This is a genomic window from Sporanaerobacter acetigenes DSM 13106, from assembly GCF_900130025.1.
GTDB lineage: Bacteria > Bacillota > Clostridia > Tissierellales > Sporanaerobacteraceae > Sporanaerobacter > Sporanaerobacter acetigenes.
On the sequence record NZ_FQXR01000002.1, the window covers coordinates 167,443 to 193,381 of the forward strand.

Annotated in this window: 21 protein-coding genes; 3 read left to right on the top strand and 18 right to left on the bottom strand. The window is 32.6% G+C overall.

Annotated features, from left to right (window positions below; translation table 11 throughout):
- Nucleotides 1–4 precede the first annotated feature (4 nt).
- On the bottom strand, nt 5–1,234 hold the full coding sequence (locus tag BUA21_RS00830) for an MBOAT family O-acyltransferase (protein WP_234973663.1): 1,230 nt from the start codon (nt 1,232–1,234) through the stop codon (nt 5–7).
- A gap of 238 nt (nt 1,235–1,472) precedes the next feature.
- Nucleotides 1,473–1,988, bottom strand: a complete 516-nt coding sequence (gene cobO / locus BUA21_RS00835) for a cob(I)yrinic acid a,c-diamide adenosyltransferase (RefSeq protein WP_199228908.1) — start codon at nt 1,986–1,988, stop codon at nt 1,473–1,475.
- 132 nt (nt 1,989–2,120) lie between these two features.
- Between cobO and BUA21_RS00840 the strand changes: the two genes are divergently transcribed.
- Nucleotides 2,121–4,118, top strand: a complete 1,998-nt coding sequence (locus tag BUA21_RS00840) for an alpha/beta hydrolase family protein (RefSeq protein WP_072742637.1) — start codon at nt 2,121–2,123, stop codon at nt 4,116–4,118.
- A gap of 96 nt (nt 4,119–4,214) precedes the next feature.
- Here the strand turns inward: BUA21_RS00840 and galE are convergent, their stop codons facing one another.
- The 13 genes from galE to BUA21_RS00905 form a co-directional block, all read right to left on the bottom strand.
- A complete protein-coding gene (galE, locus tag BUA21_RS00845; RefSeq protein ID WP_072742638.1) occupies nt 4,215–5,186 on the bottom strand; it encodes a UDP-glucose 4-epimerase GalE in 972 nt (323 codons plus the stop codon).
- A 14-nt stretch (nt 5,187–5,200) separates the two neighbouring features.
- Nucleotides 5,201–6,361, bottom strand: a complete 1,161-nt coding sequence (locus BUA21_RS00850) for a galactokinase (RefSeq protein ID WP_072742639.1) — start codon at nt 6,359–6,361, stop codon at nt 5,201–5,203.
- Between the two features lie 9 nt (nt 6,362–6,370).
- Nucleotides 6,371–7,366: a galactose-1-phosphate uridylyltransferase gene (galT, locus tag BUA21_RS00855; RefSeq protein ID WP_072742640.1), complete on the bottom strand. Its 996-nt coding sequence runs from the start codon at nt 7,364–7,366 to the stop codon at nt 6,371–6,373.
- A 15-nt stretch (nt 7,367–7,381) separates the two neighbouring features.
- On the bottom strand, nt 7,382–8,398 hold the full coding sequence (locus tag BUA21_RS00860) for a LacI family DNA-binding transcriptional regulator (protein WP_072742641.1): 1,017 nt from the start codon (nt 8,396–8,398) through the stop codon (nt 7,382–7,384).
- 15 nt (nt 8,399–8,413) lie between these two features.
- Nucleotides 8,414–10,102 (bottom strand): amylo-alpha-1,6-glucosidase, encoded by a 1,689-nt coding sequence (locus BUA21_RS00865; RefSeq protein WP_072742642.1) that lies wholly within the window; start codon nt 10,100–10,102, stop codon nt 8,414–8,416.
- Entirely contained in the window at nt 10,092–13,151 is a 3,060-nt protein-coding gene (gene ebgA, locus BUA21_RS00870) for a beta-galactosidase subunit alpha (RefSeq protein ID WP_072742643.1), read from the bottom strand. The genes BUA21_RS00865 and ebgA overlap by 11 nt, the downstream gene beginning before the upstream one ends.
- A 147-nt stretch (nt 13,152–13,298) precedes the next feature.
- Entirely contained in the window at nt 13,299–14,495 is a 1,197-nt protein-coding gene (locus tag BUA21_RS00875) for an iron-sulfur cluster-binding domain-containing protein (protein WP_084604078.1), read from the bottom strand.
- Nucleotides 14,496–16,040 (bottom strand): phytoene desaturase family protein, encoded by a 1,545-nt coding sequence (locus BUA21_RS00880; RefSeq protein ID WP_072742644.1) that lies wholly within the window; start codon nt 16,038–16,040, stop codon nt 14,496–14,498.
- A gap of 296 nt (nt 16,041–16,336) precedes the next feature.
- Nucleotides 16,337–17,320 (bottom strand): AmmeMemoRadiSam system radical SAM enzyme, encoded by a 984-nt coding sequence (amrS, locus tag BUA21_RS00885; protein ID WP_072742645.1) that lies wholly within the window; start codon nt 17,318–17,320, stop codon nt 16,337–16,339.
- 13 nt (nt 17,321–17,333) lie between these two features.
- Complete coding sequence (gene amrA, locus BUA21_RS00890; protein WP_072742646.1) at nt 17,334–18,746, bottom strand: AmmeMemoRadiSam system protein A; 1,413 nt, start codon at nt 18,744–18,746, stop codon at nt 17,334–17,336.
- Nucleotides 18,747–18,838: 92 nt separating this feature from the next.
- Nucleotides 18,839–19,753, bottom strand: a complete 915-nt coding sequence (locus tag BUA21_RS00895; protein WP_072742647.1) for a S66 peptidase family protein — start codon at nt 19,751–19,753, stop codon at nt 18,839–18,841.
- Nucleotides 19,754–19,802: 49 nt separating this feature from the next.
- Nucleotides 19,803–20,897, bottom strand: a complete 1,095-nt coding sequence (locus tag BUA21_RS00900) for an aminotransferase class I/II-fold pyridoxal phosphate-dependent enzyme (protein WP_072742648.1) — start codon at nt 20,895–20,897, stop codon at nt 19,803–19,805.
- Between the two features lie 23 nt (nt 20,898–20,920).
- Nucleotides 20,921–21,547 carry a hypothetical protein gene (locus BUA21_RS00905; RefSeq protein ID WP_072742649.1) on the bottom strand — a complete coding sequence of 209 codons (627 nt, stop codon included), beginning with the start codon at nt 21,545–21,547 and terminating at the stop codon, nt 20,921–20,923.
- A gap of 188 nt (nt 21,548–21,735) precedes the next feature.
- On the opposite strand from BUA21_RS00905, the gene BUA21_RS00910 reads away from it, so the two are divergent.
- Nucleotides 21,736–21,966, top strand: coding sequence for a hypothetical protein (locus BUA21_RS00910; RefSeq protein WP_072742650.1), 231 nt, complete (start codon nt 21,736–21,738; stop codon nt 21,964–21,966).
- A gap of 57 nt (nt 21,967–22,023) precedes the next feature.
- On the opposite strand, the gene BUA21_RS00915 is transcribed toward BUA21_RS00910, so the two are convergent.
- The 3 genes from BUA21_RS00915 to BUA21_RS00925 all read right to left on the bottom strand — a co-directional run bounded on the left by BUA21_RS00915 (nt 22,024) and on the right by BUA21_RS00925 (nt 24,779).
- Entirely contained in the window at nt 22,024–23,211 is a 1,188-nt protein-coding gene (locus BUA21_RS00915) for a trans-sulfuration enzyme family protein (protein ID WP_072742651.1), read from the bottom strand.
- A gap of 138 nt (nt 23,212–23,349) precedes the next feature.
- A complete protein-coding gene (locus BUA21_RS00920; protein WP_072742652.1) occupies nt 23,350–24,240 on the bottom strand; it encodes a DUF4367 domain-containing protein in 891 nt (296 codons plus the stop codon).
- A 2-nt stretch (nt 24,241–24,242) separates the two neighbouring features.
- Nucleotides 24,243–24,779 (bottom strand): RNA polymerase sigma factor, encoded by a 537-nt coding sequence (locus tag BUA21_RS00925; RefSeq protein ID WP_072742653.1) that lies wholly within the window; start codon nt 24,777–24,779, stop codon nt 24,243–24,245.
- 272 nt (nt 24,780–25,051) lie between these two features.
- On the opposite strand from BUA21_RS00925, the gene nadE reads away from it, so the two are divergent.
- Nucleotides 25,052–25,879, top strand: a complete 828-nt coding sequence (nadE, locus tag BUA21_RS00930) for an NAD(+) synthase (protein WP_072742654.1) — start codon at nt 25,052–25,054, stop codon at nt 25,877–25,879.
- The last annotated feature ends 60 nt before the right edge of the window (nt 25,880–25,939 follow it).

Genomic DNA, 25,939 nt, shown 5'->3' on the forward strand with positions numbered 1-25,939 from the left:
TTTATTAAAATCTAAAGTATAAAAATGGATTATAGCTAGAACCAGTCAATAAAACAATAACTATAAACATACAAATAATAAGTATCAAACTCTGAAGTTTATAAACTACACCGTTTTCTAATAAGTTTTTGTTGTTCCTCAATATAACTCTTTTAAACTTGTCCATAATAGGTGTTGAAAAGATGGCAGCTGCAACTATAATATACCAATAATCATTAATATAGATTGAAACACTATTATTAGTTATTGGGCTTGTACCAAATCCCATCATAACCTTAATAAAATCTATTCCCTGAACTATATTATCCGCCCTAAAAAATACCCATCCAATGATTACTACCAATAACAAATAAACATGCCTTAATATCTTCGGTAATTTTTTTAATGCTTTTTCTAAGAATGCCTTTTCTAATATTAGAAAAACACCATAATACAAGCCCCAAACAACAAATGTCCAATTTGCACCATGCCATAAACCAGTTAAACACCATACCACTAGTACATTCATATATAGCCTAAATTTAGATACTCTATTTCCCCCCAAGGGAATATAAACATAATCTCTAAACCAGCTTCCTAAAGATATATGCCATCGCCTCCAAAATTCAGACACTGATTGTGATATATAGGGATAATCAAAGTTTTCCAAAAAATCAAATCCAAACATCTTTCCAAGCCCTATTGCCATGTCACTATATCCGCTAAAATCAAAATATATTTGAAAAGTATAGCATACTATTCCAATCCAAGATTCAACAATAGATAAATTAGCTACATTTTTTATAAAAACTCCATCTGCCACCAATGCCAATTGATTGGCTAAAATCACTTTCTTAGATAATCCTAGCACAAATCTATTGACTCCATCAGCAAATTTATCTAGTGAATACTCCCGAATGCTAATTTGTTCGACTACAGTTTGATACCTTACTATGGGTCCTGCAACCAATTGAGGAAATAAACTCACATATAATGCTAAGTCAAAGATATTTCTTTGAACTTCAGCGTCTTTTCTATATACATCTATTACATAACTCATTATCTGAAATGTATAAAATGATATTCCCAAAGGTAAACGAATACCTTTTATTCCAAATAAAAAATCAGCATATTTAAATATAATTAGAAGGGATAAATTAAATATAATTGAGATAAGTAACAATAACTTTTTATTAGACTTAGAACTAATATCCATCTTCAGACCAATAAAATAATTAATAACTATTGAAAACAACATTAGATATATATATCTTGGTTCCCCCCATGCGTAAAAAAATAAACTTGCACCCAATAGTATATAATTTCTAAATCTATTCCCTGATAAATAATAACATACTAAAACTACAGGCAAGAATAAGAATAGAAATATTAAACTACTAAATACCATCTTCTTTTACTCCTTTATAAGTAGAAATAAATTGTCCTAGAAAAATTACATTTATCATTTTAACACTACCTTAATTTAATTACAATTAAAATTCTATGCCTTTTCTCGCCATTAGTCCAGTTGTATAATAATGTTTTACTTCTTTCATTTCTGTCACTAAATCGGCTATTTCTACTATTTCCTCTGGTGCATATCTTCCCGTCAATACTACTTCTACATGATGCTCTCTTTCTTTTATCATTTCTAAAACTTCTTCTACAGAGAAAAGTTTATAATATAGGGCTATATTTATTTCATCTAATACTACCAAATCATATTCTCCATTTTTTAAAACCTCTTTGCATATTTCAAGCCCCTCTTTAGCAACTAATATGTCTTCTTCTGTAGGATCATTGTATATAAAACAATCTCTTCCAAATTGATGTATTTCTATATTTGGCAAATAATCTACTATTTTTAATTCACTATATTCCATGCCTTTAACAAATTGACCAAAAAACACTTTCTTTCCTGCCAATGCTGCCCTCACTGAAAGGCCTAAACTTGCTGTAGTCTTTCCTTTCCCATTGCCCGTGTATACATGTACATAGCCTTTTTCCACATTATCACCTCTACTCTTATTTAATCTCATTATATACTATTATACCCAAAAAACAACTTCCGCTTTCCCATATTGACATATTGGTGTATAATATTATTAGAGACTCGAAATATTTGTTTGGAGGGGATATCTTTGGAAAATTTAAAATTAAATGATTTTACAAAGTACAAATTTCTTTCAGGTCTTAATTATTCTCCTGATGGAAAATATGTAGGATTTGTAGTTCATAGAATGGATGCAAATGAAAACAAATACTTATCAAACATTTGGATTTACAGTGTAGAGACAAAAAAATATTTTAAGCTTACTTCTCTCGATGGCGAAAAAACTTTTATATGGCTAGATAATGAAAATATTCTTTTCCCTGCCATGAGAAATCCAAAGGACAAAGAAGCACTCGAAATGGGAGAGGAATTCACAAATTATTACAAAATAAATATTCATGGCGGAGAAGCTTGTGAAGCTTTCAAAGTGCCTTTAACTGTGACTGGAATAAAAAAAGTAAATGATAAAAATTATCTAGTGACTGGGGTATACAATCACTATAAAATCCATTTAGACCAATTGGAAGGCAGTAAAAAAGAAGAAGCCATAGCTAAATTAAAAGAAGAAAAGGACTATGAAGTATTGGATGAAATACCTTTCTGGGCAAATGGAGAAGGTTTCACCAATAAAAAAAGAAATAGATTATATTTATTCAATGTAGATAGTGGAAAAGTTGAAGCTATAACTGATGAATGGACAAATGTTGAGGCTGTTAACCTCAGTAAAGATCATTCAAAAGCTCTATTTATATCTAATTCTTTCAAAGATAAAATGCCTCTAGCAGCGGATTTATATATATATGATATAACTAAAAAAGATCTTGAAAAATTAACTCATGAAGACGGATTTGCCTATGCTTATGCTGGTTTTCTAGGAAATAGTATTATTTTTGCTGGTAATGATATGAAGCATTATGGTATCAATGAAAACAATCATTTCTACATCATGAATGAAAATACAAAAGATGTGAAAAAGATAACGGATACATTTGATTTAAGTATTTGGAATTCAGTAGGTTCTGACTGTAGATATGGTGGAACTCCATCTATCCGAATAGATGAAGATTATTTATATTTTGAAACTACAGAGTGGAACTCCTCCTATATAAATAGAATAGATAAAAATGGCCATATTGATAAACTCATCACTAAAGGTGGAGCTATTGATGGCTTTGACGTACACAATGGAAAAATCCTATTTATAGGATTAAGAAATATGAAACTTCAAGAATTGTATTCTCTAGAAGATGGAGAAGAAATTCAAATTACAGATTTTAATGAATGGGTAGTTAAAACTAAAAAGATTTCTAAACCCGAAAGAATTACTTTTGAAACTGAAAATGGAACAACTATTGAAGGCTGGATACTTAAGCCTGTAAATTTTGACAAAAATAAAAAATATCCTGGCATATTAGATGTCCATGGTGGACCAAAAACTGTCTATGGTGAAGTATTCTATCATGAAATGCAATACTGGGCAAATGAAGGATATGCCGTATTTTTCTGCAATCCTAGAGGCAGTGACGGCAGAGGAAATGAATTTGCAGATATTCGTGGAAAATATGGAACTATTGACTATGATGATCTTATGATGTTTACAGATAAAATACTTGAAAAATATCCATTTATAGATGAGAAAAGAATTGGTGTGACTGGTGGCTCCTATGGTGGATTTATGACAAACTGGATAATAGGCCACACCGATAGATTTAGTGCTGCTGCAAGTCAAAGAAGTATTTCAAACTGGATTTCAAAATTCTGTACTACTGATATTGGATATTATTTTGTAGACAATGAACAAGATGGTACTCCTTGGAACAATATGGAGAAACTTTGGTTCCACTCTCCATTAAAATATGCAGACAAGGCCAAAACTCCTACATTATTTATTCATTCAGAAGAAGATTATCGTTGTTGGCTAGCAGAGGGAATTCAAATGTTCACTGCTCTAAAATATCATGGAGTAGATGCAAGACTTTGCATGTTCCATGGAGAAAATCATGAACTTAGCAGAAGTGGAAAACCAAAACATAGAATTAGAAGATTAACTGAAATCACCAATTGGATGGATAAATATCTAAAATAGATTTCCCATAAAAAAATAAATGTCGGTCAAAAATGCCGACATTTATTTTTTCTCCGCCACGGGGATATTTCGTTTGGCTGGTCATTTAGCGTCCCTCTAATGAGTGTTGCTGTGCCATTTCCATGCATCTTCTATGATCTTTTCTAAACTATTGTATTTGGGCTTCCATTGCAATTCTTTTTTAGCTTTTTCAGAAGATGCTACCAATATATGAGGATCACCTTTTCTTCTATTTCCTATTTCCACAGGGATATCTCGTCCCGTAACTTCTTTAGATTTCTCAATAACTTCTTTTACGGAAAATCCCTTTCCATTGCCTAAATTATATATTCCACTTTCGCCATCTTTTTTAAGTTTATCTAATGCTAATAAATGGGCTTGAGCCAAATCCATTACATGAATATAATCCCTTATGCAAGTTCCGTCAGGAGTATTGTAGTCATCTCCAAATATTATAATCTTTTCTCTTCTTCCTAAAGCTGTTTCCAATACAATAGGTATCAAATGCGTTTCAGGATCATGATCCTCTCCTATAACTCCACTTTCATGAGCTCCAGCAGCATTAAAATATCTAAGAGCAATATAATTTATATCTAAAGAATCACTTGCCCACTTGAGCAATTTTTCAATAGCCAATTTGCTTTCACCATAGGGATTTTCAGGACAAGTATCATCATCTTCTGTTATAGGAACATTTTTAGCTTCTCCATATACTGCAGCAGTAGATGAAAATACTATATTCTTCACTCCATGTTTTTTCATAAAACGCAAAAGAGTAATGGTTCCTCTTACATTGTTGTTGTAATAGCCTATTGGATCTTTCATACTTTCTCCAACAAGAGAATATGCAGCAAAATGAATAACAGCTTCTATTTCACTTTCTTTAAATACCCTATCTAAAAAATCCTCATCTCTAATATCTCCACAATAAAATTTTCCACCTTTAATTGCATTCTTATGACCTTTAACTAAATTATCAACAACAACTACTTCGTCTCTATTTTCCAACAATTCCATTACTGTATGGCTTCCAATATACCCTGCACCACCAGTGACCAGTATAGCCATATAAAATCACCTCCTCAAAATAGTTCTCTAGTTCCATGACCTATGCCCGTAATATAAAATTCAGGACTATATCCTACTTTTCTTTTATATAAAGTACCAACTTTATTCATAAAATTATCTACACTATCATTTTTTACAATTGCTATTGCACATCCTCCGAATCCTCCACCAGTCATTCTAGCACCTATACACCCACATTGCTCTATAGAAGCTTCTACTATAGTATCTAATTCCTTTCCTGTCACTTCATATAAATCCTTTAAGGAATTGTGAGATTCAACAAAGAGTTTACCTACTCTATCTATATCTCCACTTTGCAACGCTTTAGAAGCATTTAAAACTCTTTGGTTTTCATAAACCACATGACGAATTCTCTTTTTAATATGAGCTTCAAATATATGCTTTTCTATTTCTTCATATTCTTCTATTGAAATTTGACAGAGATTTTCTATGTCTTTATAGTTTTTAACAATATTTAAAGCTTTTTCGCATTCATTTCTCCTTTCATTGTATCTAGATTCATTTAATTTCCTTCTTTTGTTGGTATTCATAATGACTAATATATAATCTTTCATATTCATATCTATATACTCAAACTGGAGGCTGTTGCAATCTAAAAGCATTGCCTTATCTTTTTTGCCCATAGAAATAGCAAATTGGTCCATAATTCCGCATCTTACTCCTATAAACTTATTTTCTGCCTCTTGACAGAGCTTTATTAAATCAATTTTAGAAATCCTTCCGTCATTGAATAAATCGTTAATCATCTCAGCTATTAGCAATTCCAAAGATGCTGAAGAAGAAAGCCCAGCTCCATTAGGAATATTTCCCCACACTAAAATATCCATTCCTGAAATTCTATAGCCATTTTGTTTCATAAAATAAATAACTCCTTTAGGATAATTGGCCCACCCATCTTGACTTTTATAGTTTAAATCATCAATATTTATTTCTATTTTTAATTCGAAATTTTCAGAAGCAAGTCTTATATTGTTGTCATCTCTTTTTCTAACCAAACCATAAGTCCCTATTTCAAGAGCACAAGGCAATACATGACCTCCATTGTAATCAATATGTTCTCCAATTAAATTAACTCTACTAGGAGAAAAAAACTTTCTTATCTCTCCCCAACCATAAATTTCATGAAACCTATCAATTAAGCTATGCAAATCCATTTTCACACCTCATTTTAATCTGTGAATATTCTTATTTGAAAATTTTTCATATGCTTTTTTAAGCTCCAAAGCAGTATCTTCTACTCTTCTTGGATTGCAATTGGCCCAAGCTCCAGTTTCAGAAGATGCATTGTATTTTATTCTATCTGAAGATCTTAAAGGCGGATAAAATTCTACATGAAAGTGAAAATATTTATCACAATCTCCATACTCTGGTGAATTTACAGGTGCTTGATGAATTGCCATCATATAAGGAAATGGTCTATCATAAAGGGCATCAAATGTACCTGTCAAATCTCTTAAAATCTTGGCAAAATTGTTCTTTTCTCTTTCTGTAAAATCAATGATTTTACTCTTATGGACTTTAGAAACTATAAATGCTCCAAAGGGATAATCAGTAAAAAAAGGAATATAACATAGGAAATCTTCATTTTCCATGATTATTCTTTCTTGAAATTTTTCTTCTTCCATATTCATTCTGCATATTAAGCATTCATTATTTTCTATATAATAATCTTTGCAGGAGTTTAATTCCAATTGCAATTTTAAAGGCACAAATGAATATCCATATATTTGACCATGGGGATGAGGCATACTCACTCCTACTTCTTTTCCTCTATTTTCAAATGGGAAAATATATTTAATTTTTTCATCTTTAGAAAGCTCTATATACCTTTCACACCATAAATCTACAAGTTTTCTCAAATGATTTAAATCTAATTGCCATATCAATGCATCATGTTTAGGAGAATACAATACTACTTCACATTTCCCATAAGCAGGCCTTGTACTATAAAAATCGCTCCCTATCTCATCTGGTTCCATTGGTTTTTGACAAAGTGCAGGAAAATCATTGTCATACTTATACACATCATAATCTTCTGGAACTTTTCCTGATCCAGGACAAAAAGGGCACCAATCTTTAGGCATTTCAGGTCTATCTTGTCTATGAGAAGCCACCATTGTCCAATCTCTCAATAGTGGATTCCATCTAAGTTCCGCCATATTATCCCTCCTACTTTATTTTTTCTCACTACAACTATCCCTAATAACTAATTCCGTATCATAGACAATTTTTTTATTCACAATGGATTTTTTCTCTATCATATCAATGATCTCTACAGCTGCCATTCCCCCTATTTCCTCTATTTTTAAATCTATTGTTGTAATCTTTGGATGATTAATATTTGAAAGCAGTGTATTGTCACATCCAATCACAGAAATATCTTGAGGAACTCTGATTTTAAGTCGATTACAAGCATTTATCACTCCTATTGCCATTAAGTCATTACAAGCAAAAACAGCTGTACCCATATTTTTAGAATTTAAATTTTCCTCAAATATCCTTTCTGCTTTTTCAACTACCTGCAAACTATTACCATTCCCTAAAGACATTATTTTTTCATACTTAAGATTGTTATCTTTTACAAATTGCCTATATACCTTTTCCTTTAAATCATAAGATAAACTTCTATCTCCACGGACAAATACAATTTCACTATGTCCTAATTCTAATAAATACTGAAAAGCTTCCCTAGTTCCTACTTCCTCATCATAAGAAATAAAATTTCCTTTGTACTTGTTAGTATTTCCATTGATAACAATAGTGGGAATTTTCTTTGATAAATCTTCGAAATACCCATTATCCAAATTTTCCATTGAAGGATCAATAGCTATTATTCCATCCATATTCCTTGAAATAATATTATCTATCACATTCTTTTCCATAATAGGATTACCTTCTGTACTATATAAAAACATTGTAAATCCACTATTCACCAAAGTTTTATTTATTTTTTCAACTATTGTTGGAAAGAAAAGATTGGTAAGCCCTGGTACGACTATTCCCACACTAGATGTGGTTTTAAGTATTAAACTTCGTGCTATTTCATTTGGTACATATCCCAATTCCTCAATGGCCTTTTGTATTTTTTCTCTAGTTTCCGCCTTTACAGGATAATTGTTATTTATTGCACGAGATACAGTAGCAATAGAAACTCCTGCCCTCTTTGCCACATCATGTATAGTAGCTCCCATTACATATCACCTCATCTACTTAAAAAATTCCATTGCCAATATAAGAAAAACTGCCGATGTCATAGTAAAAGCATTTTCTTCAAGGCCTTCGCCTGTGAGAGCATTGTAATTTTCAGTCATTCCTCCTTGAGAAGCCATTCTACAAAATTTCCAAGCAATTTCACGAGCAAAGTCTAATTCACCCATATTGTACAATCCATCAACAATAAGCATAGTTGTAGGTGCCCAAATAGGACCCCTCCAATAGCCTTTTTCTTTATAAAGGGGACTATCTATTCTTTCCGTTGCCAATCCATATTCAGTGTGGAATTTACCTTTTTCCTTTAAATCCTCTACCAATTTTTCAGCTATATCCACAGGAAGTCTATCTCCAAGAACAATAGGCATATAAAGTAGCAAACTATTGGACTCAATGTTCTTATTGCTCCCAGCCAATTTGGCAACAAATTTTTCTCCATCATAAAAATAATCTATTAACTTATCTAGCAATTTGGAAGCTCTATCTTTCCAATATAGTGCTTCTTCTTTTTTGCCAATATTTTTAGCTAACGTAGACAATACATCCATTTGAATCACTAAATAGCTTAAAAGATCTGGACTTTTAATAGGTGGTCTTTCATTAAAAACCGTAGAATTGTCCCAGCCACAGTCATTTCCATGATTATATGCTGGTATTCCATCCTTGTCATAATCACGATATTTAAACCACCAATTAGTCCAATTGACTAAAGGCTCATAGACTTCTTCCATCTTCTTTTGGGTAATAAAATCACTTTTCTTCATCATCCAATCAATGGCCCAACCATGTATAGGAGGTTTAGTACAACTCCAACTTGCAAAGGCATCATTTATATAGTCAGGAATCAAACCACTTTCATCTTGATTGTCAAAAAATATCATTATTTGATCCCAAGCTAATTCTGGATATCTGTTTATAAGAGCCATGGCATTAAAACAATTGTCCCAACTCCATATATTTGACATATAATTTTTAGACATATATATAGCTCGTCGGGTAAGCTTTCCCTTTGGATTTACAACACATGACCAAGTAAAGTATCCTGCCAATTGTCTTCCCTTTTCTATTTCATCTGAAACTTCAACTATACTGTCCATCCAAGCATCATAGCTTTTCTTTATTTTTTCATGACAATTTTCAAAACTATCATATTCTTTTTCTTTCCAAACCGTCTCATAGGCCTCAATTAGAGCATCAAATCTATTGTTTTCATTACATAAGAAATTTGCCACAATATATTCTGATTTAACTATATTCCAAGGTGCATCTACAACAAGCTCTCCCTCTAAGGATGTAAGCAAAAGCTTTATCTGTTCTTCATAACTATTGACTTCCCACTGTTTCTTACCAACTGGTATAGCATTGTCATAGGCCTTTGTATCCACGGTCAATCTTAAACTTGTATTCTCTCCGCGAATACGCACCATATTCTCATATATACAAAATTCTACAAATCCTTTTGAGCTCTCTAGTTTGAATAAAGTAGGTTTGAAACTAGTCTTAAAAGAAACTATCTCTCCATTTTCAACTAAATCCAATCTAAAAAGTCGACTTATGAAATTGTCTCCGCCTTTTACATTTCTTATATATAATCCATCTTCTATACCATTTATATTTTCAATATAGGATATAGAAAAAGTTGAACCATAAGAACTAAAAGGTATTTCCCTTATATCAAATTCCATCTACATCACCCCTAGAATAGGGTTCCCATCTAGTATTAAATCGAAATTCTTTAGCTTTAAGTCTATGTTGTGGTAGTGGAACTGGTCCACAGCTATTGCTGCCAAGACCATGATGCTTATAATCAATATTTAATGTGATAAAATCTCTTTTGTTGAGATCTGATAGGTGTTTAGCTTTTTCTATATCCTCTGTAGTATAATAATGAGCACTAAAATTAAGATTTTCTTCAGCAATAACGGAAAAACCCATCCCTCTTTCGTCAGTAAAAGAAACCCATTTTACATCAGTTCTATTCCCATTGTCCTGAGGATATACATAAGGAGTATATAATTCATCTACGGTGCTATTATATATATTAAAAGGATTAGCTTCCTTGCTGTCAATATAAGATTCCCCTGGTCCCCTTCCATACCATTTAACTCTTGACATATATTTAGGCAATTTCATCTGCAGCCCAATCTTTGGAAAGGATTCTGGAAGTTTTCCCTTTGGATTTCCCTTTATAGATAGTTCCACATGACCACTGCCATATATCTTGTAAATATATCTGCATTCTAAAGCCCAATCTCCATTTGGTGGCGAAATAAAAGTTTTTATATTTACAATTGCCTGTTTATCATCTATATTCATCTCTACATTATCAATTCTGTGTTGTACCTGATGAATTCCCTTCTCCTTCCAATGTTTAATCATATACATATCATTGTCTATAGGAGCTCTCCAGAGATTCAACTTAGGCCCTTCCTTTAGAATATCTACTCCTTCATAATTCCAACCACATATTTGACCTTTCAGCTTGTTAAATATCAAATTAAAATTGCAACCTTTTACATATATAAATTTATAGTCTTCTTTTACATCTACATTAGGAATAGATTCTATATTTAAAACAGGTAATTTATATTCCGAAGAAAGTTTAAATTGTTCCCAAGCAACTACATGACCTTTATTTGCCCAAGGAGTATCTACAGCTAAAACAAATTCAATATTTAGCCACAAATCCGTACTTAAATTATATTTTTTCTCGAAATCAAAAGGTATTGTAACTACTTTGCTTTCATGAGCTTCAATACGAGGCATATTAAATATTCCACTTTGAAGTACTTTTCCATCCCCTGAAATATTCCAAGCTAAATTCAAATGGTCCAAGGATATAAAATCATATATGTTTTTAACCTTTACTTGCCCTTTGCTTAAATCGATCTCTTCCACCTTTACAGGTTCAATTATCTTCTTGTATTGGACTAATCCTGGTGTAGGAGTTCTATCTGGTCTTAACAGTCCATCACAGCAAAAATTTGAATTGTTGGGTTCATCTCCAAAATCTCCACCATAGGCAAAATATTCTCTGCCATCCTCTGTATATCTCCTAATACCATGGTCAACCCATTCCCACACAAATCCACCTTGGAGTCTCTTGTACTTATAGAAAATATCCCAATACTCTTTAAGCCCTCCTGGCCCATTTCCCATGGCATGGGCATATTCACAGAGAATATGGGGTTTATCCATATTTTCTTTTTTCCCATACTCCTCCATCTTTTCATGAGAAGAATACATAGTACTCACCACATCTGCTACTTCTACGTCAAAATCTCCTTCATAATGAACTAATCTAGTATAGTCCCTATCATGACACCAATTTGTCATTGCCTTGAAATTCGAGCCAAAACCTGATTCATTGCCCAAGGACCACATTATGATAGAAGGGTGATTTTTGTCCCTTTCAACCATTCTCTCTATTCTATCAATATAGGCCTTCTCCCATGCTGGATCTTTGCTTATTTGACTGATGTCTCCCATTAGCTCAAATCCATGACATTCCAAATCAGCCTCATCTATTACATATAGCCCATACTTATCACAAAGTTCATAAAATCTTGGATGATTTGGATAATGAGAAGTACGAACAGCATTTATATTGTGTTTTTTCATTAGTATTACATCTTGTTCCATAGAGTGAAAAGGTACAGCTCTTCCTAAATCAGTATGTATTTCATGGCGATTAACTCCCTTTAGCATTATGGGTACACCGTTTACAAGAAAATTTCCATCCTTAACTTCCACAGTCCTAAAACCTATCTTTGAAGGCACAACTTCTAAAATATTTCCTTTTAAATCTTCAAGTATCATAAGCAAATTGTACAAATATGGAGATTCTGCAGACCACTTGCAAGGCTTATTTACTGGTATATCTATTGACACTGTTTTCTCACATTGAAAAGACAAATCTAAATCTATAGCTGTTTCTCCAACTTTTGACAAATTCTCATCAAACAAGATATATCGAAGCTTGCAATCTCTATACTCTATAGAATCCACATTGGCCAATTTAGTTTCTATATTTAGTATTCCATCTTCATAATTTTCATCAAGCTGAGTCTTTACAAAAAAGTCTTCAACATGAACCTTTTCCCTGGCAATAAGGGATACATCTCTAAATATACCGCTTAACCACCACATATCCTGATCTTCTAAATAACTGCCATCCGTCCACTGATATACTCTTACAGCTAAAAGATTTTCACCGATATTTATGTATGGAGTTATATCAAACTCTGAAGGCATTCTGCTTCCCTGACTATATCCTACTTCCTTGCCATTTATCCATAGATGAAATCCACTGTCTACTCCTTCAAATCTAAGAATGACTTGCAGACCATTCCAATCTTCAGGTACATAAAAATTTCTTCTATAACAACCAGTAGGATTTTCCGATGGCACTCTTGGAGGATCAACAGGAAATGGATATATCAAATCTGTATAATGAGGATAACCATATCCTTGCAGCTGCCAGTTCCCAGGAACTCTAATATCATCCCAATCTCTTGAATCAAAATCTTTCTCATAGAAATTCTGCGGAGACTCTTCTGGAGTACTGGAATAGTGAAACTTCCACATACCATTCAGAAGTTTGAGTCCCTTTCTATTTTTATTTTTTAAATTAAGGGCAGAATCTACATCTTTATAAGAAGTAAAATATGCCCTGCTATCTAATCTATTACGATGTAAAACCTCCAAATTGTCCCAATCTCTTAATTTTGACATTTCTCAGCCCCCTCATAAATGATGGTATCAGTCTATAGTAAACGTTTTCTATACATAGAATATCATTTTAACCAAACTAAATCAACATAGAATATCAAAAAACAAAGGCTTTGAAATTTTCAAAGCCTTTGTTTTCAAATATTTAATTTAAGAAATAAAAACTCTTATTTCCAAATCAGATATAGGATAAGAAGAACATGGGTGGAAATATCCGTACTCTTTGTCTGCACTTCTTCTACCATCATTCTTTTTGTTTACATATACATTTCCCTTTTCAAGCTTAGATCTGCAAAAACCACATTCCCCGGATCTACAGTTGGAATCCTGCTTGATTCCAGCTCTTTCTAGGGCTACTAATACAGTTTCTCTAGAATTTGCAGGTATTTCTACACTTTCACATCCCATATTTACTTTTATCTTATAAGTTTTGTTTTTAGCCTTTTCAGGGAAGTCTGCCATTCTATATATATCAGGATCTTCTCCACATACCTCTTTTCTATATCTCTTTTCTGGAATGCCAAGTTTTGCTATTTCTTTATCTATAAAGTTGTACATAGCTCCTGGACCACATACATAATATGTGGTGTTTTTAGGATCAGAATATTTTTTGATGACTTCTGCATTTATAAATCCTTTTTCCCCATCCCAATTTTCTTCATCACTCAATATATTTACAACTTTTACTTTGCCTTTGCTCTTCTTTGCCAATTCTTCTAGTTCTTCATAAAAGATAATATCATTTTTAAATCTACTTCCATAAAGTATAGTCAAATTCATATCTAATTTTCCATTGACTATTTCTTTAGCCATAGATTTAAAAGGTGTAATTCCAGAACCTCCAGCCATAGCGACTACATTTTTAGCATCTCTTAAAGGTTCATAATAGAAATGTCCCAATGGCATATTAGCTGTAACTAAAGTCCCTACCTTCCAATTTTCAAAGATATACTCCGACACAAGTCCTCCTGGTTTTACCTTCATAGTCACTTCTACATATGGATTTTTGCCCAAAGTTTCATATGGAGATGAAGATATGGTATATGGTCTTGTGACAAAAGAATCTCCTATATTCAATTTAAAGCTAATATATTGTCCTGCCTGAAAATAAGGAATATCAGGCCCTTCATTTTTTACAAATCTATAAGTCTTTGTAGAAGGGGTTTCATCTACTATACTATCTACTTTTAAATGCAATTCACTTGGATGTAGTTTGTTGGCAAGTTCTTTTATTGGATCATGACCCATAGGTATAGAAGGTGCCTTGGCAATTTGAGCTTTTCTCATTTCAATTATTCTTCCAGTACCCTTTATATCCTTGAAAAATCCTCTAACCTTTACCATCATCTATTCCCCCCTTTTCCTCATATCTTTTAATATTTCACCAGCAGCTTTTCTTCCAGAGGTAATATTTGGTGCATACCCATTGCCTATAGAAGCATGAGCTCCTGCAAATTCCAATCCTTTTATATATCTTTCTTCTCTCTCTGTAGACATTCTCGCTACTATAGAATCCCATACCTGATGTTCATATCCATATACTGAACCATTCCAAGAACCAGTATATCTAGCTATAGTAGGAGGAGCGGCTATTTCCACTTCTTCAATATGTTCAAACAAATTAACTCCTATAGAATCTCCCATCATCTTAATCATAGACTTAGCCATTCTTCTCTTTACATCATGATATTCTTCTGGTTTCACATCTAACCAGCCATCGGGCTTAGGTAAACAAGTAATACTCATCTCTGTTATACCTTCAGGGAAACAATCCTTAGCTGCATTGTTTAAAATTATAGTAGTTATATATTTTGGTGGATCTATGGTCTTGTAATTTTCCCATATTTCATCTGTATCCATAGTGCTTCCAACAAAATAACTATAATCAGGCAATTTCAATTCTTCAGGAGTTCCTCTAAGTGCAAGATATACAACAAAAGCAGTCACTCCTATATTTCTTGCATTGGTAAGCTTTATAGCTTCCTTTGGAACTGCATCCAGCGGCTCAATCATGCTTGTATATACCTTGTTTGGATAAGAACCAGAAACAACATAATCTGACTTTATCACATCTCCAGAAGCAGTTCTCACTCCAACTACTTTGTTATCTTCAACCAATATCTTATCAACCCTAGTCCTATATTCAATTTGTCCACCCAATTCTCTAACTCTCTTATCCGCTGCTACACTTAGAGCATGAGAATTGTTTCTACAAACTACAGCTCCACCTTCAAAATAATCTGCCATCAAATAAGCCCATACTGTAAATGAAAGTCTACTTAATGGTACCCCTACATAAATCCAGTAAGGCGAAATAATGTGAATTGCCCTTTCAGGAAGATCAAAAGTATCTATAACTTCTTGTGCACTATATCCTGTAGTTTTTACAAAAGATTCATGTTGCTTTAGTAATTCCTTTTTGCTTAATTTATCTGCTCCACCAATTTCACCAAAATAATTTATACTATCTGTTACTTCTTTGCAAACTCTCATAAGTTCCGTCATTTTTTCTCTAGTTCCTGGTACTTCCTTCTCAACTACATCTATCATATTTTCTATACCATAAGGCATCACTACATCAATATTTTCATTAGGTAAAATAAGTCTATATGCCTCTGGTACTTGTAGCCATTCTACATCTACTCCAGCTTCATCCATAAATGTTCTTACCTTTCTTGGATGTTGTTCTGTTCCTACACTTTGCAATTCATGAAGAGTCGCCTCAAATTCATAAGGCCCCCTGACAAAACTTGTAGCTAATCCACCAGGCAAATTGTGCTGCTCAAGTATGAGAACCTTTTTCCCAGCCATACCCATTTGAAGGCCAGCAGAAAGTCCGCCAAGACTAGCTCCAATGATGATTGCATCATAGGAATCTTTATACTTTGCCATAATACTCCCCCCATTTTTTGAAAATTTCGAATCTAATAATCCTTATCTTAATTTTATAGTATTGTATTTTAGTGTCAAAAAAGTAACAAGCTCTAAATTTAGAGCTTGCCTTTATTTAACTTCAAGACATATTTACAGCCATTTTTCACTATAGCCTTTACATTCAAGGGTTTATACATAATTCTATTGTCAGCCCATCTTGAACATAAAAATAACCAGCCACGAGACCGCCACGGGGACGTTTCGTTTGGCTGGTCATTTACCTTCCCTGTAGTTGGCTTCTCGTGGCTTTCCTCTTAATATACTATCTTTATCTCTTCTCCGCACTTAGTACATTTCCCATTGTTTATCCCAACTATTTTTCCAGATAAATCTCTATCAACTATTTTGTTGTTGCAATTTGGACAGTAGGTATTTAAATCAATTCCCCACACATTCCCTATGTACACATAATTCAAATATTCTCTAGCTATATCTTTAGCCTTTGTAAGAACATCATAGCTTGTTGGTGGTTTGGACATTTTATATGCTGGATGATATCTAGTCAAATGAAGAGGAATATCTTCATCTATTTCTGAAATCCATTTGGAAAGCTTTTGTATTTCATCCAAAGAATCATTTTCTCCTTCTATTATAAGGGTTGTAATTTCCACCCAAGTAGATTTTCTACTTATTTCTATTGTATCCAAAACTGATGAGAGTTTACCTTTGCACAATCTATTGTAATATCTTTCATCAAAAGATTTCAAATCTATATTCATAGCATCTATATACGGTAAAATTTCCTCTAAAGGCTCTTTCTCAATATATCCATTAGTAACTAATGCATTTTTTAGTCTCTGCTTTTTTACCATTTTAGACATATACAGTACATATTCATACCAAATGGAAGGCTCATTGTATGTGTAGGCAATACCTATGGAACCGCGGGATTTTGCAAGACTTAACAAATCTTCATCTTGAATTTCAATAGATACTGGTTCTTCATGAGCTATCTCCCAATTTTGACAGAACTCACATTTTAAATTGCATCCAAAACTGCCAATTGAAAAAATTTTGCTACCCGGACAAAAATGATACAAAGGCTTTTTTTCTATCGGGTCAAAAGCATAGGATGTTATCTTTCCATAATTCAATGTATATAGTTTTCCGCCTTCATTTTTTCTTGCTTTGCATATCCCAACATCTTTGTCCTCTATAATACATCCATGAGGACATAAGCTGCATTTTACCTTATTGTCCTCTAATGGAGTATAATATAAAGCTTCTTTAAGTTTCATTTCAACTCACCTACTATATATGTCTTTCTACTTTAAATCTCTCCATACTATAGCTTTCATCAGGGCTTATTCCTGCCTTCTTTAAAGCTATATTTACCTGTTCTTCTGGAGTTTCTATGCCTTCCAGATTTGGAAGAAGAAGACCCCTTCTCATACCTTTGCTGACGATAACGCCATATTTTTTTACATCAAGTTCTTCTATGGAATCAATGTTTTCTGGTTTTCTTAGTACATCTACTGAATATACGATTTTGTCTAATTCACTTTCTTCTACTGGCAAAAATCTTGGATCCTCAACTCCAGCACTCACTGCATTTCTAATTATCTCCATAGCTATATTTTCTTTGGTGGGTTCTATAGTGCCAATGCATCCTCTTAGCATAGAGTCCTCTTTTAATGATACAAATACCCCACTTCTATTCTCTAAAAGTTCCTCATTTAAGTTTTTAGGAACATCCATTATTTCTCCGTACTTTAGATAGTATTCTAAACTCTTTCTAGCTAATCTTACATATTCATCTTCTTTTTCTCTTATATTATTTATTTCTTCTTTTTTTGCCATTTCTATATTATCCAACAATCTATACTCTTCTCCTCCTTCAGATAATGACACCTTAGCTGTACAGTATCCTACTCCAAAGGGACCTTCATAGGAATAAACTTCTGTTTTCTTCTTAAATCCATCTAAAAATCCCGACATAATTATAAAAGATCTTAGTCCACATTCACCAGCCCCTTCGGCCAATTCCAAATCAAAATTTGCTATTCCTTCAAAATCACTATTTTTGAGAAATTCAACTATCTTTCTATCAAACACTCTTCCCTTAGGACTATAACCAGATGGAGCACTTTTATTTAATCTGTGGGATAGATCTCCACTTGCTATAAACACAACTCTTTCATCTGACGCTAAAACTGCTTCTTGAACAAGAGTACCAAATCTGTAGAGTTCAGTTGGAGACAAAAGTCCATAGGTTATATGAACCAATTTATAATCCCTATATTCTTTATTGACAAAATATAGTGGAACTAATGCTCCATGATCTACATGAAAATCCACATCACCATACATAGATGAAAAGTTTTTATCCACTTTAGCCATTAGGATATCTTCTTTTTCCGCTCTATTTGCTATATCTTCAACAAGAGATTTATTATTTTGAAATGTAAATTCTAAATCAGATCTGCCAAAATTCCAAAAACTGCCCGTAAGAGTTTTCTCATAAGAAATAGCAATTGCATCACTAAACAAAGGCCCATGAGGAGTCACAAGTATTATTGTAGATGGACTTTCCTCTTTAATGTCTAGTGCCATCTTTTTAACTCCATCAAGAGTTTCTCTTGCTAATTTTTCCTCCCCTCTCCCAATTTCCTCAACGATTATAGGAGGATGTGGAGAAACATAAGCTCCTAATATTTTTCCCATCTAATTTCACCCCTAATAATTTTTTAGATTTATCTGTCATAATCACCATCGGGACGGTAATCGACCAGCCAAGCGAAACGTCCCCGTGGAGGCTATCTTGAAAGCTTAATTGTCTTGGTCTTTGTATCCATAGTACACATTGTCCCCAGTGGGATTGTCGCCATAGGATGGCAATGTCCTGACTTTATATTGTACATTACAGGCTTTTTATATCCTCTCAAAACATCTTTTAGCATTTCTTCCGTTGTATAATTCTCGTCCGATTTATTTGTACAATTTGTAAATTCACCAAATATTATTCCTTTTGCATCCTCTAATTTCCCTGAGTATTTCAACTGATACATCATTCTATCAAGTCTTTCTACGCTTTCATTTACATCTTCAATAAAAAGTATTTTCCCCTTCGTATCCACCTCATAGGGAGTACCAATCATAGAAGTAAGCAATGCCAAATTGCCACCTACAATGATTCCCTTGCTAGAACCTTCTACCATAGTTTTAAAATCTTCTCCAGATGGATTTTCAAATATCAATTCATCTTCCATATTTAAAGCCTTCTCAAAACTTATTTTTGTAAAATCATCAAAATTGTTGAGCATATCAGATTCAACCATAGGTCCATGGAAAACTACCATGCCACATTTTTGATTGAAGTTTACATTTAGATTTGTAATATCACTGTATCCAACAAATATTTTAGGATTTGCAGCTATCAAATCAAAATCCAGTTTATCCATTGTATGAGAACTGGTATCTCCACCTCTTATGCACCAGATGGCTTTTACCCTTTTGTCAGCAAACATCTCATTTATTTCTTTTGCTCTTTCTTCTCCAGTACCTGCAGAATAACCGTGAATAGACAGATAAGTACATTTTCCCATTTTTACCTTGTATCCCATATCCTCAACAAGTTTTTTGCAAGCATCTGCTTTTTCTTTTGATACAGGAGAAGAGGGTGCTACAATAGCAATTCTATCACCTTTTCTCAACTTCTCCGGAAAAATCACAATTTTCACACTCCTTTGGTGGCATGGGGACGTTTTGTTTGCCACCATGCTATCCTATTATAATTTCGCACACTTTCTCTATTTCTTCCTTTTTTAGTCCTACTGAACTTGGCAAATTTATACCTCTTTTGCCCAATTCTTCTGTGACGGTTAAATCTCCGTGTCTACAGTTTTTATATGGTATCATCTCATGAACTGGTTCAAAAAATGGTCTAGTCTCAATATCATTTTCAGAAAAAGCTTTTATAAGTTCATCTCTACTCATTCTAAAATCATCTTCCACTACTATAGAATATAGCCAAAACACATTTTTTGCCCACTCCTTTTCTACAGGAAGTGTTATCCCATTTACATCCTTTAAAAACTCATCATAATATTTTCTATGTTCTCTTTTTTTCAATATAAACTCATCTAAATTTTCCAATTGAGCACAGCCCATACTAGCATTTATATTGGGGAGCCTAAAATTGTATCCTATATCCGTATAGCTAAATCCATTGTTTTCATGGAATACTCTAGCTTGAGTTGATAAAAACTTGGCTTTTTTTCCCAATTCCACATCATTGGTGACTAACATTCCTCCACCACCAGTAGTCATAAGTTTATTTGCATTAAAACTAAAACATCCCATATGCCCAATACTTCCTATAGAATTTCCCTTGTACAAAGAACCCAATCCTTCTGTAGCATCTTCTATTACATACAAATTGTACTTACTTGCCAATTCCATTAAACTATCCATATCTACAGGATGGCCATATAGATGGACTGGCATAATAGCCTTAGTCCTTGGAGTTATGAGTTCTTCTACCTTTTTTACATCCATGGAAAAAGTATCTCTGCATACATCTACAAATACAGGCTCTGCCCCTACATATTTTATAGGATTCACTGTAGCTATATATGTAAGAGATGGTACTATAACCTCATCCCCTTCTTTTATTCCTAAAACTCTCAAAGCCAAGTGAAGAGCACTAGTCCCATTGGGAGTAACTACTCCCCTATTTGCCCCTACAAATTTTTTAAAATCCTTTTCAAATCTATCTACAAAACTTCCTATTCCGCCAACTGCATTGTTGTTTAAACATTCCTCTATATATTTCCACTCGTTTCCCTTAATTTCTGCTACACACAAAGGTATCATAAAATCAACTCCTATGAATAATTTTAGTTGAGCAAACTCATATCCAATTCTCTATTCACTAAAAACTCCAATTTTTCCTTCATATCTTCAAATAATGGAGCTATTTCACCATAAAGTATCTCTGGAACAAAATTTAAATCATCGCTAGCCAATATATCTTGAAAATCCACCATTATCTCCCTCAGCTCATATGTGTCTTTTATATATAAATTCCACAATTCATAATCATTAACTATATATTTAAGTTCATTGTCAGCATCTAATGTTTCAGTGGCATCTAATATCCATTTTATTTTTTCGAACAAATCCACAAGCTTTGCCCAAGTCCCCTCTGTAGCATCATTGTAAAATTCATTAGCTAACACTTGAATTTTAGGGACATACTCTTCCATAGTCTCTATAATATATACAATCAGATCTTTTGCCAATTCCCTTGGAGTTTTAGTGAAAACTTTTACTTCCTTTATATCATAAATATTTTCATTGAAATAATCATAAAAATCCTCATAGATATGTTTCCCATCAACCTCCAAATGACTTAGAGCATATTTTTCATCTGAAAGTATATTGTCTACATCCTCAAATATATTGTCTATATACTTTTTTTCATTTTTGTATTCTAATATCTTATCAAGAATATATATTTTCATTAAAATTACCTCCATGATAATTGTATATATATCTTGGACAATTGTAAATCTTTTTTAAAAACTATTTTCATAAAACCCTTTACATTTATACATCATTCATTATAAAATATAGCTTAACTTATATTTTAATTTCCAGCAATCAGGGTATGATTGTATTAAATGAATACAAAGATTTAAGAGGTGATTTTATGATTTCGCAAAGCATTTTAAGGAAAAAATCCATCAAATTTTTAGAGTATATGGGAATCTATCCAGATGATTGTGAAACTGAAGAAGAATTGGATGAATATATAGATACCCTTTCCATATTAGAATTTGAGGCAGAAGAAAATGGCGGATTAATCTATGAATTTGACGATGAATCCTATATAGTCATTAATTTCATAGATGGAGAATATTTGATAGCTCCTGTAGAATAGGTGCATATAAAGTCCTTTGATCTTTAAGATCAAAGGACTTCTTTGTTTGTCACCTTGCTACCTTTCCAAAGCTTGTTCTAAATCTTCTATTATATCTCTATAATCCTCAAGACCAACGGATATTCTAATCATGCTTTCTGTAAGTCCAAATTCTATCAACTTTTCATGAGGGTATCCTCTATGAGTCATGGCTGCTGGAAATTCCACTAATGTTTCGCAATCTCCCAAACTAACTGCCAACTGAGCCAATTTCAAGTTTTCCACAAATTTTTTGGCTTCTTCCATTCCACCATCTATTTCGAAGCTTATCATGGCTCCAAATCCATTCATCTGTTTTTTAGCTATTTCATGACCCCCAAAACTTTCAATACCAGGATACATAACTTTCTTTACCTTTTTGTGAGACTGGAGAAAATTTGCTACTTTCATTGCATTTTCTTCATGTTGCCTCATTCTAACCCCAAGGGTTTTAAGTCCTCTCAAAAGTAACCATGCATTGAAAGGACTCATGACTCCACCAAATTCACACATATAATCAAATTTTAAATAATTTATATAGTCTGCATCTTTAGCTATTGCAACTCCACCTACTACATCTCCATGACCACATATGTATTTTGTAGCACTATGAACTACCACATCCGCTCCCAACAGTAGTGGATTTTGGAAATATGGAGAAGCAAAAGTATTGTCTACAACTACTTTTATACTTCTCTCCTTTGCTATTTCCACTACCCCTTTTATGTCTATAATTGATAAATTGGGATTGGATGGAGTTTCAAAATATATAACCTTTGTGTTTTCATCTATGGAAGCTTTTAATTCTTCCAATTTCCCGAGATCCACCATTTTATATTCCACATTATATTGAGGCAAAATATTGGTAACTACATTGTAGCTTGAACCATAAAGAGTCCTATGAACTATGACTTTGTCATCTGGTTTTAAAAGAGAAAACAAAACTGAACTAATAGCTGCCATTCCCGATGCAAAAGCTACAGCTCCAGCTCCAAATTCCAACTCAACCATTCTATTTTCAAACAATCTTAGCGTTGGATTGTTTCCCCTAGTATATACATAATCATCTGACTGAAAACTCATTACCTTCTCTACATGTTCTATATCGTCAAATACAAAAGTTGATGTTTGAAATATTGGTGGATTTAGAGCATTGTTTGGATTTTTTCCCGAACTTCCACCATGTATTGTTTTAGTATCAAAATGGTAATTTTTATTTTTGTCCATAAATTTTCCTCCATTCTATTTAACTAATGAAGAATTTCTACATTTCTTTATATTTTCCTTCTTTTAAGTCAATTATTGCACATAATAAAAATGTAAAAGGTGGCAAACAAACACTCTCATTGCCACCTTCAAAATTATTTATTTAATTGATTCAGCAATTTTTATATTTTCGTTTTTCCCAAAACTAGTGTACATTAAGTATCTTACATCATTTGCTTCCCAAACAATTCCCTCATCTCCTACAATAGCTTCTTTACCATTTACCTTTACTTTTTCGACATTGTTAAAAAAGGTTTCACTGGATGATTCTTCACATATATAAGTTTGAAATATAGATATTGGTTCTTCTGTTTTGTTATTTATATAATATACACCGCACCCTCCATCAAAAATCTCTCCATTGTCTTCTTTATAAAACTCAGCATAATCAAATTCAAATCCTTCTGGCAAATAAGTTGGTAACTTTACATCAAAACAAGTATATCCATTTAATTTCTTAGGATCTTTAACGATTACATCATCAACTGGATTCTCTTCTGCATTTTTCTCCATATTTTCTTTTTGTACTGCTTCTGTTATCAATGTTCCATCAGAATCTACGCCAAAAACTTTTTCTCCATTTTCATTATACATTTCATCTTTATTAGCTAATGTAATCTTTTCTATTACATTCCCATCTTTATCAAATACTTTTCCTTTGGCTGCTTCAGGTAGTTCTTGATCCTTCCATTTAATATCTTGGTTTTCAAATATTGTTATATTGCTTAAAGATAAAGATTTAATAATTTTGTCTACTAATTCTTGTGCAAAAGCTGTTTGCATAGTTATTGTCAATGCACATAATATAGATGCAGCTATGATTCCTGTTTTTCTCATCTTAACTGTCCTTTTCATATTTTCGTCCCCCTTATTTTTGATAGTACTTAAGATATTGTCAAATTCTTCATTAATATCTTCTGGTATTTTATTTAGTTCTTTCTTAAATTTTTCTTTCATCTTAGCATCAAATAATTCATCATTATTCGTCATAATTAATAATCCTCCCCTAATATTTTTCTTAGTTTCAATCTAGCTCTACTAAGTCTTGATTTAACTGTCCCTTTTGAAATATTTAAAATCTCTGATATATCTCTAACCGAAATATCTTCAAAATAGAATAATGTAATCAATATTCGTAATTCCTCATCTAATGAATTTATTGCTCTAACTAAATCCATATTTTCATAATCATCAGTATATTTTTCACCTATATCCCCAATATTCTCATCTAAAGAAATATTTCTTTTGTTTTTCCTCAATATTTCATTGCACTCATTGATTAAAATTCTTATCAACCAAGTTTTAAAATACTCATCTTTTTCTAAAGTATGAATATTTTGAAATGCTTTCATCAATGTATTTTGAATGGCATCTTTTACATCTTCTTCATTTTTTAAAATTCCCCTAGCCACTCTATAAATGTTTAATCTATTTTGATCTATAAGTGCTAAAAACGCTTCATTATCTCCTTTCTTTGCTTTATATACTTCTGTGTTCCTTCTACGTTTTGAAAATGATGTCAGTTCCATTTTATCCTCCTACTCCTCTTTTACTTAGCTAAGTATTACACTTATTAGATGGATAACAATCGAATATGGTTCTCTATATTTTAATTTCATACAAAAACACTAAATCTATAAACAGCATTTTGTAAACTACTATTCTGTAAAAATTTTATTTTGCTTCTTTTAAATCAATTATTACACATAATATAAATAATGATAAACAAAATATATTATCATCAATAGAAAATGTAGTATAATATATTTGGAAATTAAATCTAATTTAGGAGTTGGGTGAAATGGAAGAGATAAAAAAATTTATAGCGGATAATATAGAAAAATATAAGTATAAAGGTGTTGTTGTGGGAATCAGCGGAGGAATTGATTCTGCTGTAGTAGGAAAACTACTTAAAGACTCATTGGGAAGAGACAAAGTTTTGGGTTTGATACTTCCTGAAAGGGACACTGCCAAAGATACAGTTGAAGATGCAATTCTTGTATGTGATTATATTGGAATCGAATATAAAATAATTGACTTGACTGGAGTCATAAGAAAAATAGGGGTTTATTCTTTAAAGCCTCCTGCTTTTCCTTTCCCAAAGGCCATTCAAAATAGATATTCTAAAAATGTATGGACTTCTCAAGAAAATCCTTTTATACAGGACTTGACTACTCAAGGAGATAAAAGTTTTTCTGAAAGCCTTGCATATTACAGAGCAAAACCAAGAATCAGAACAATAACGCTATACTTTGAAGCTGAAAAGAGAGGATATGCTGTAGCTGGATGTACCAACAAAACCGAAGAAATGACTGGATTTTATACAAAATGGGGAGATGAAGCCTGTGATATTGAGCCAATAAGGCATCTATATAAAACTGAAGTATTTGAACTTGCAAGAAAATTAAATATTCCTCAAAAAATAATTGACAAGAAACCCAGTCCTGATATTGCACCAGGAATCACCGATGAATTTGCCCTTGGAATTGAATATGAGGAATTGGACAGAATACTTATGAAAATAGAAAACAATGAAGATCTGTCAAATGAAAATCAAAGTAGCGTAGAGAAAGTAAAAGAAATGCTTGAGAATAGGAAATATAGAGAAGTAAGACAATTGCATCTTTAGAAAACTAGAATTAGTAAAAGATTTGCCTGAAGAAGAAGGGTCATTTGATGCAAAAATAAC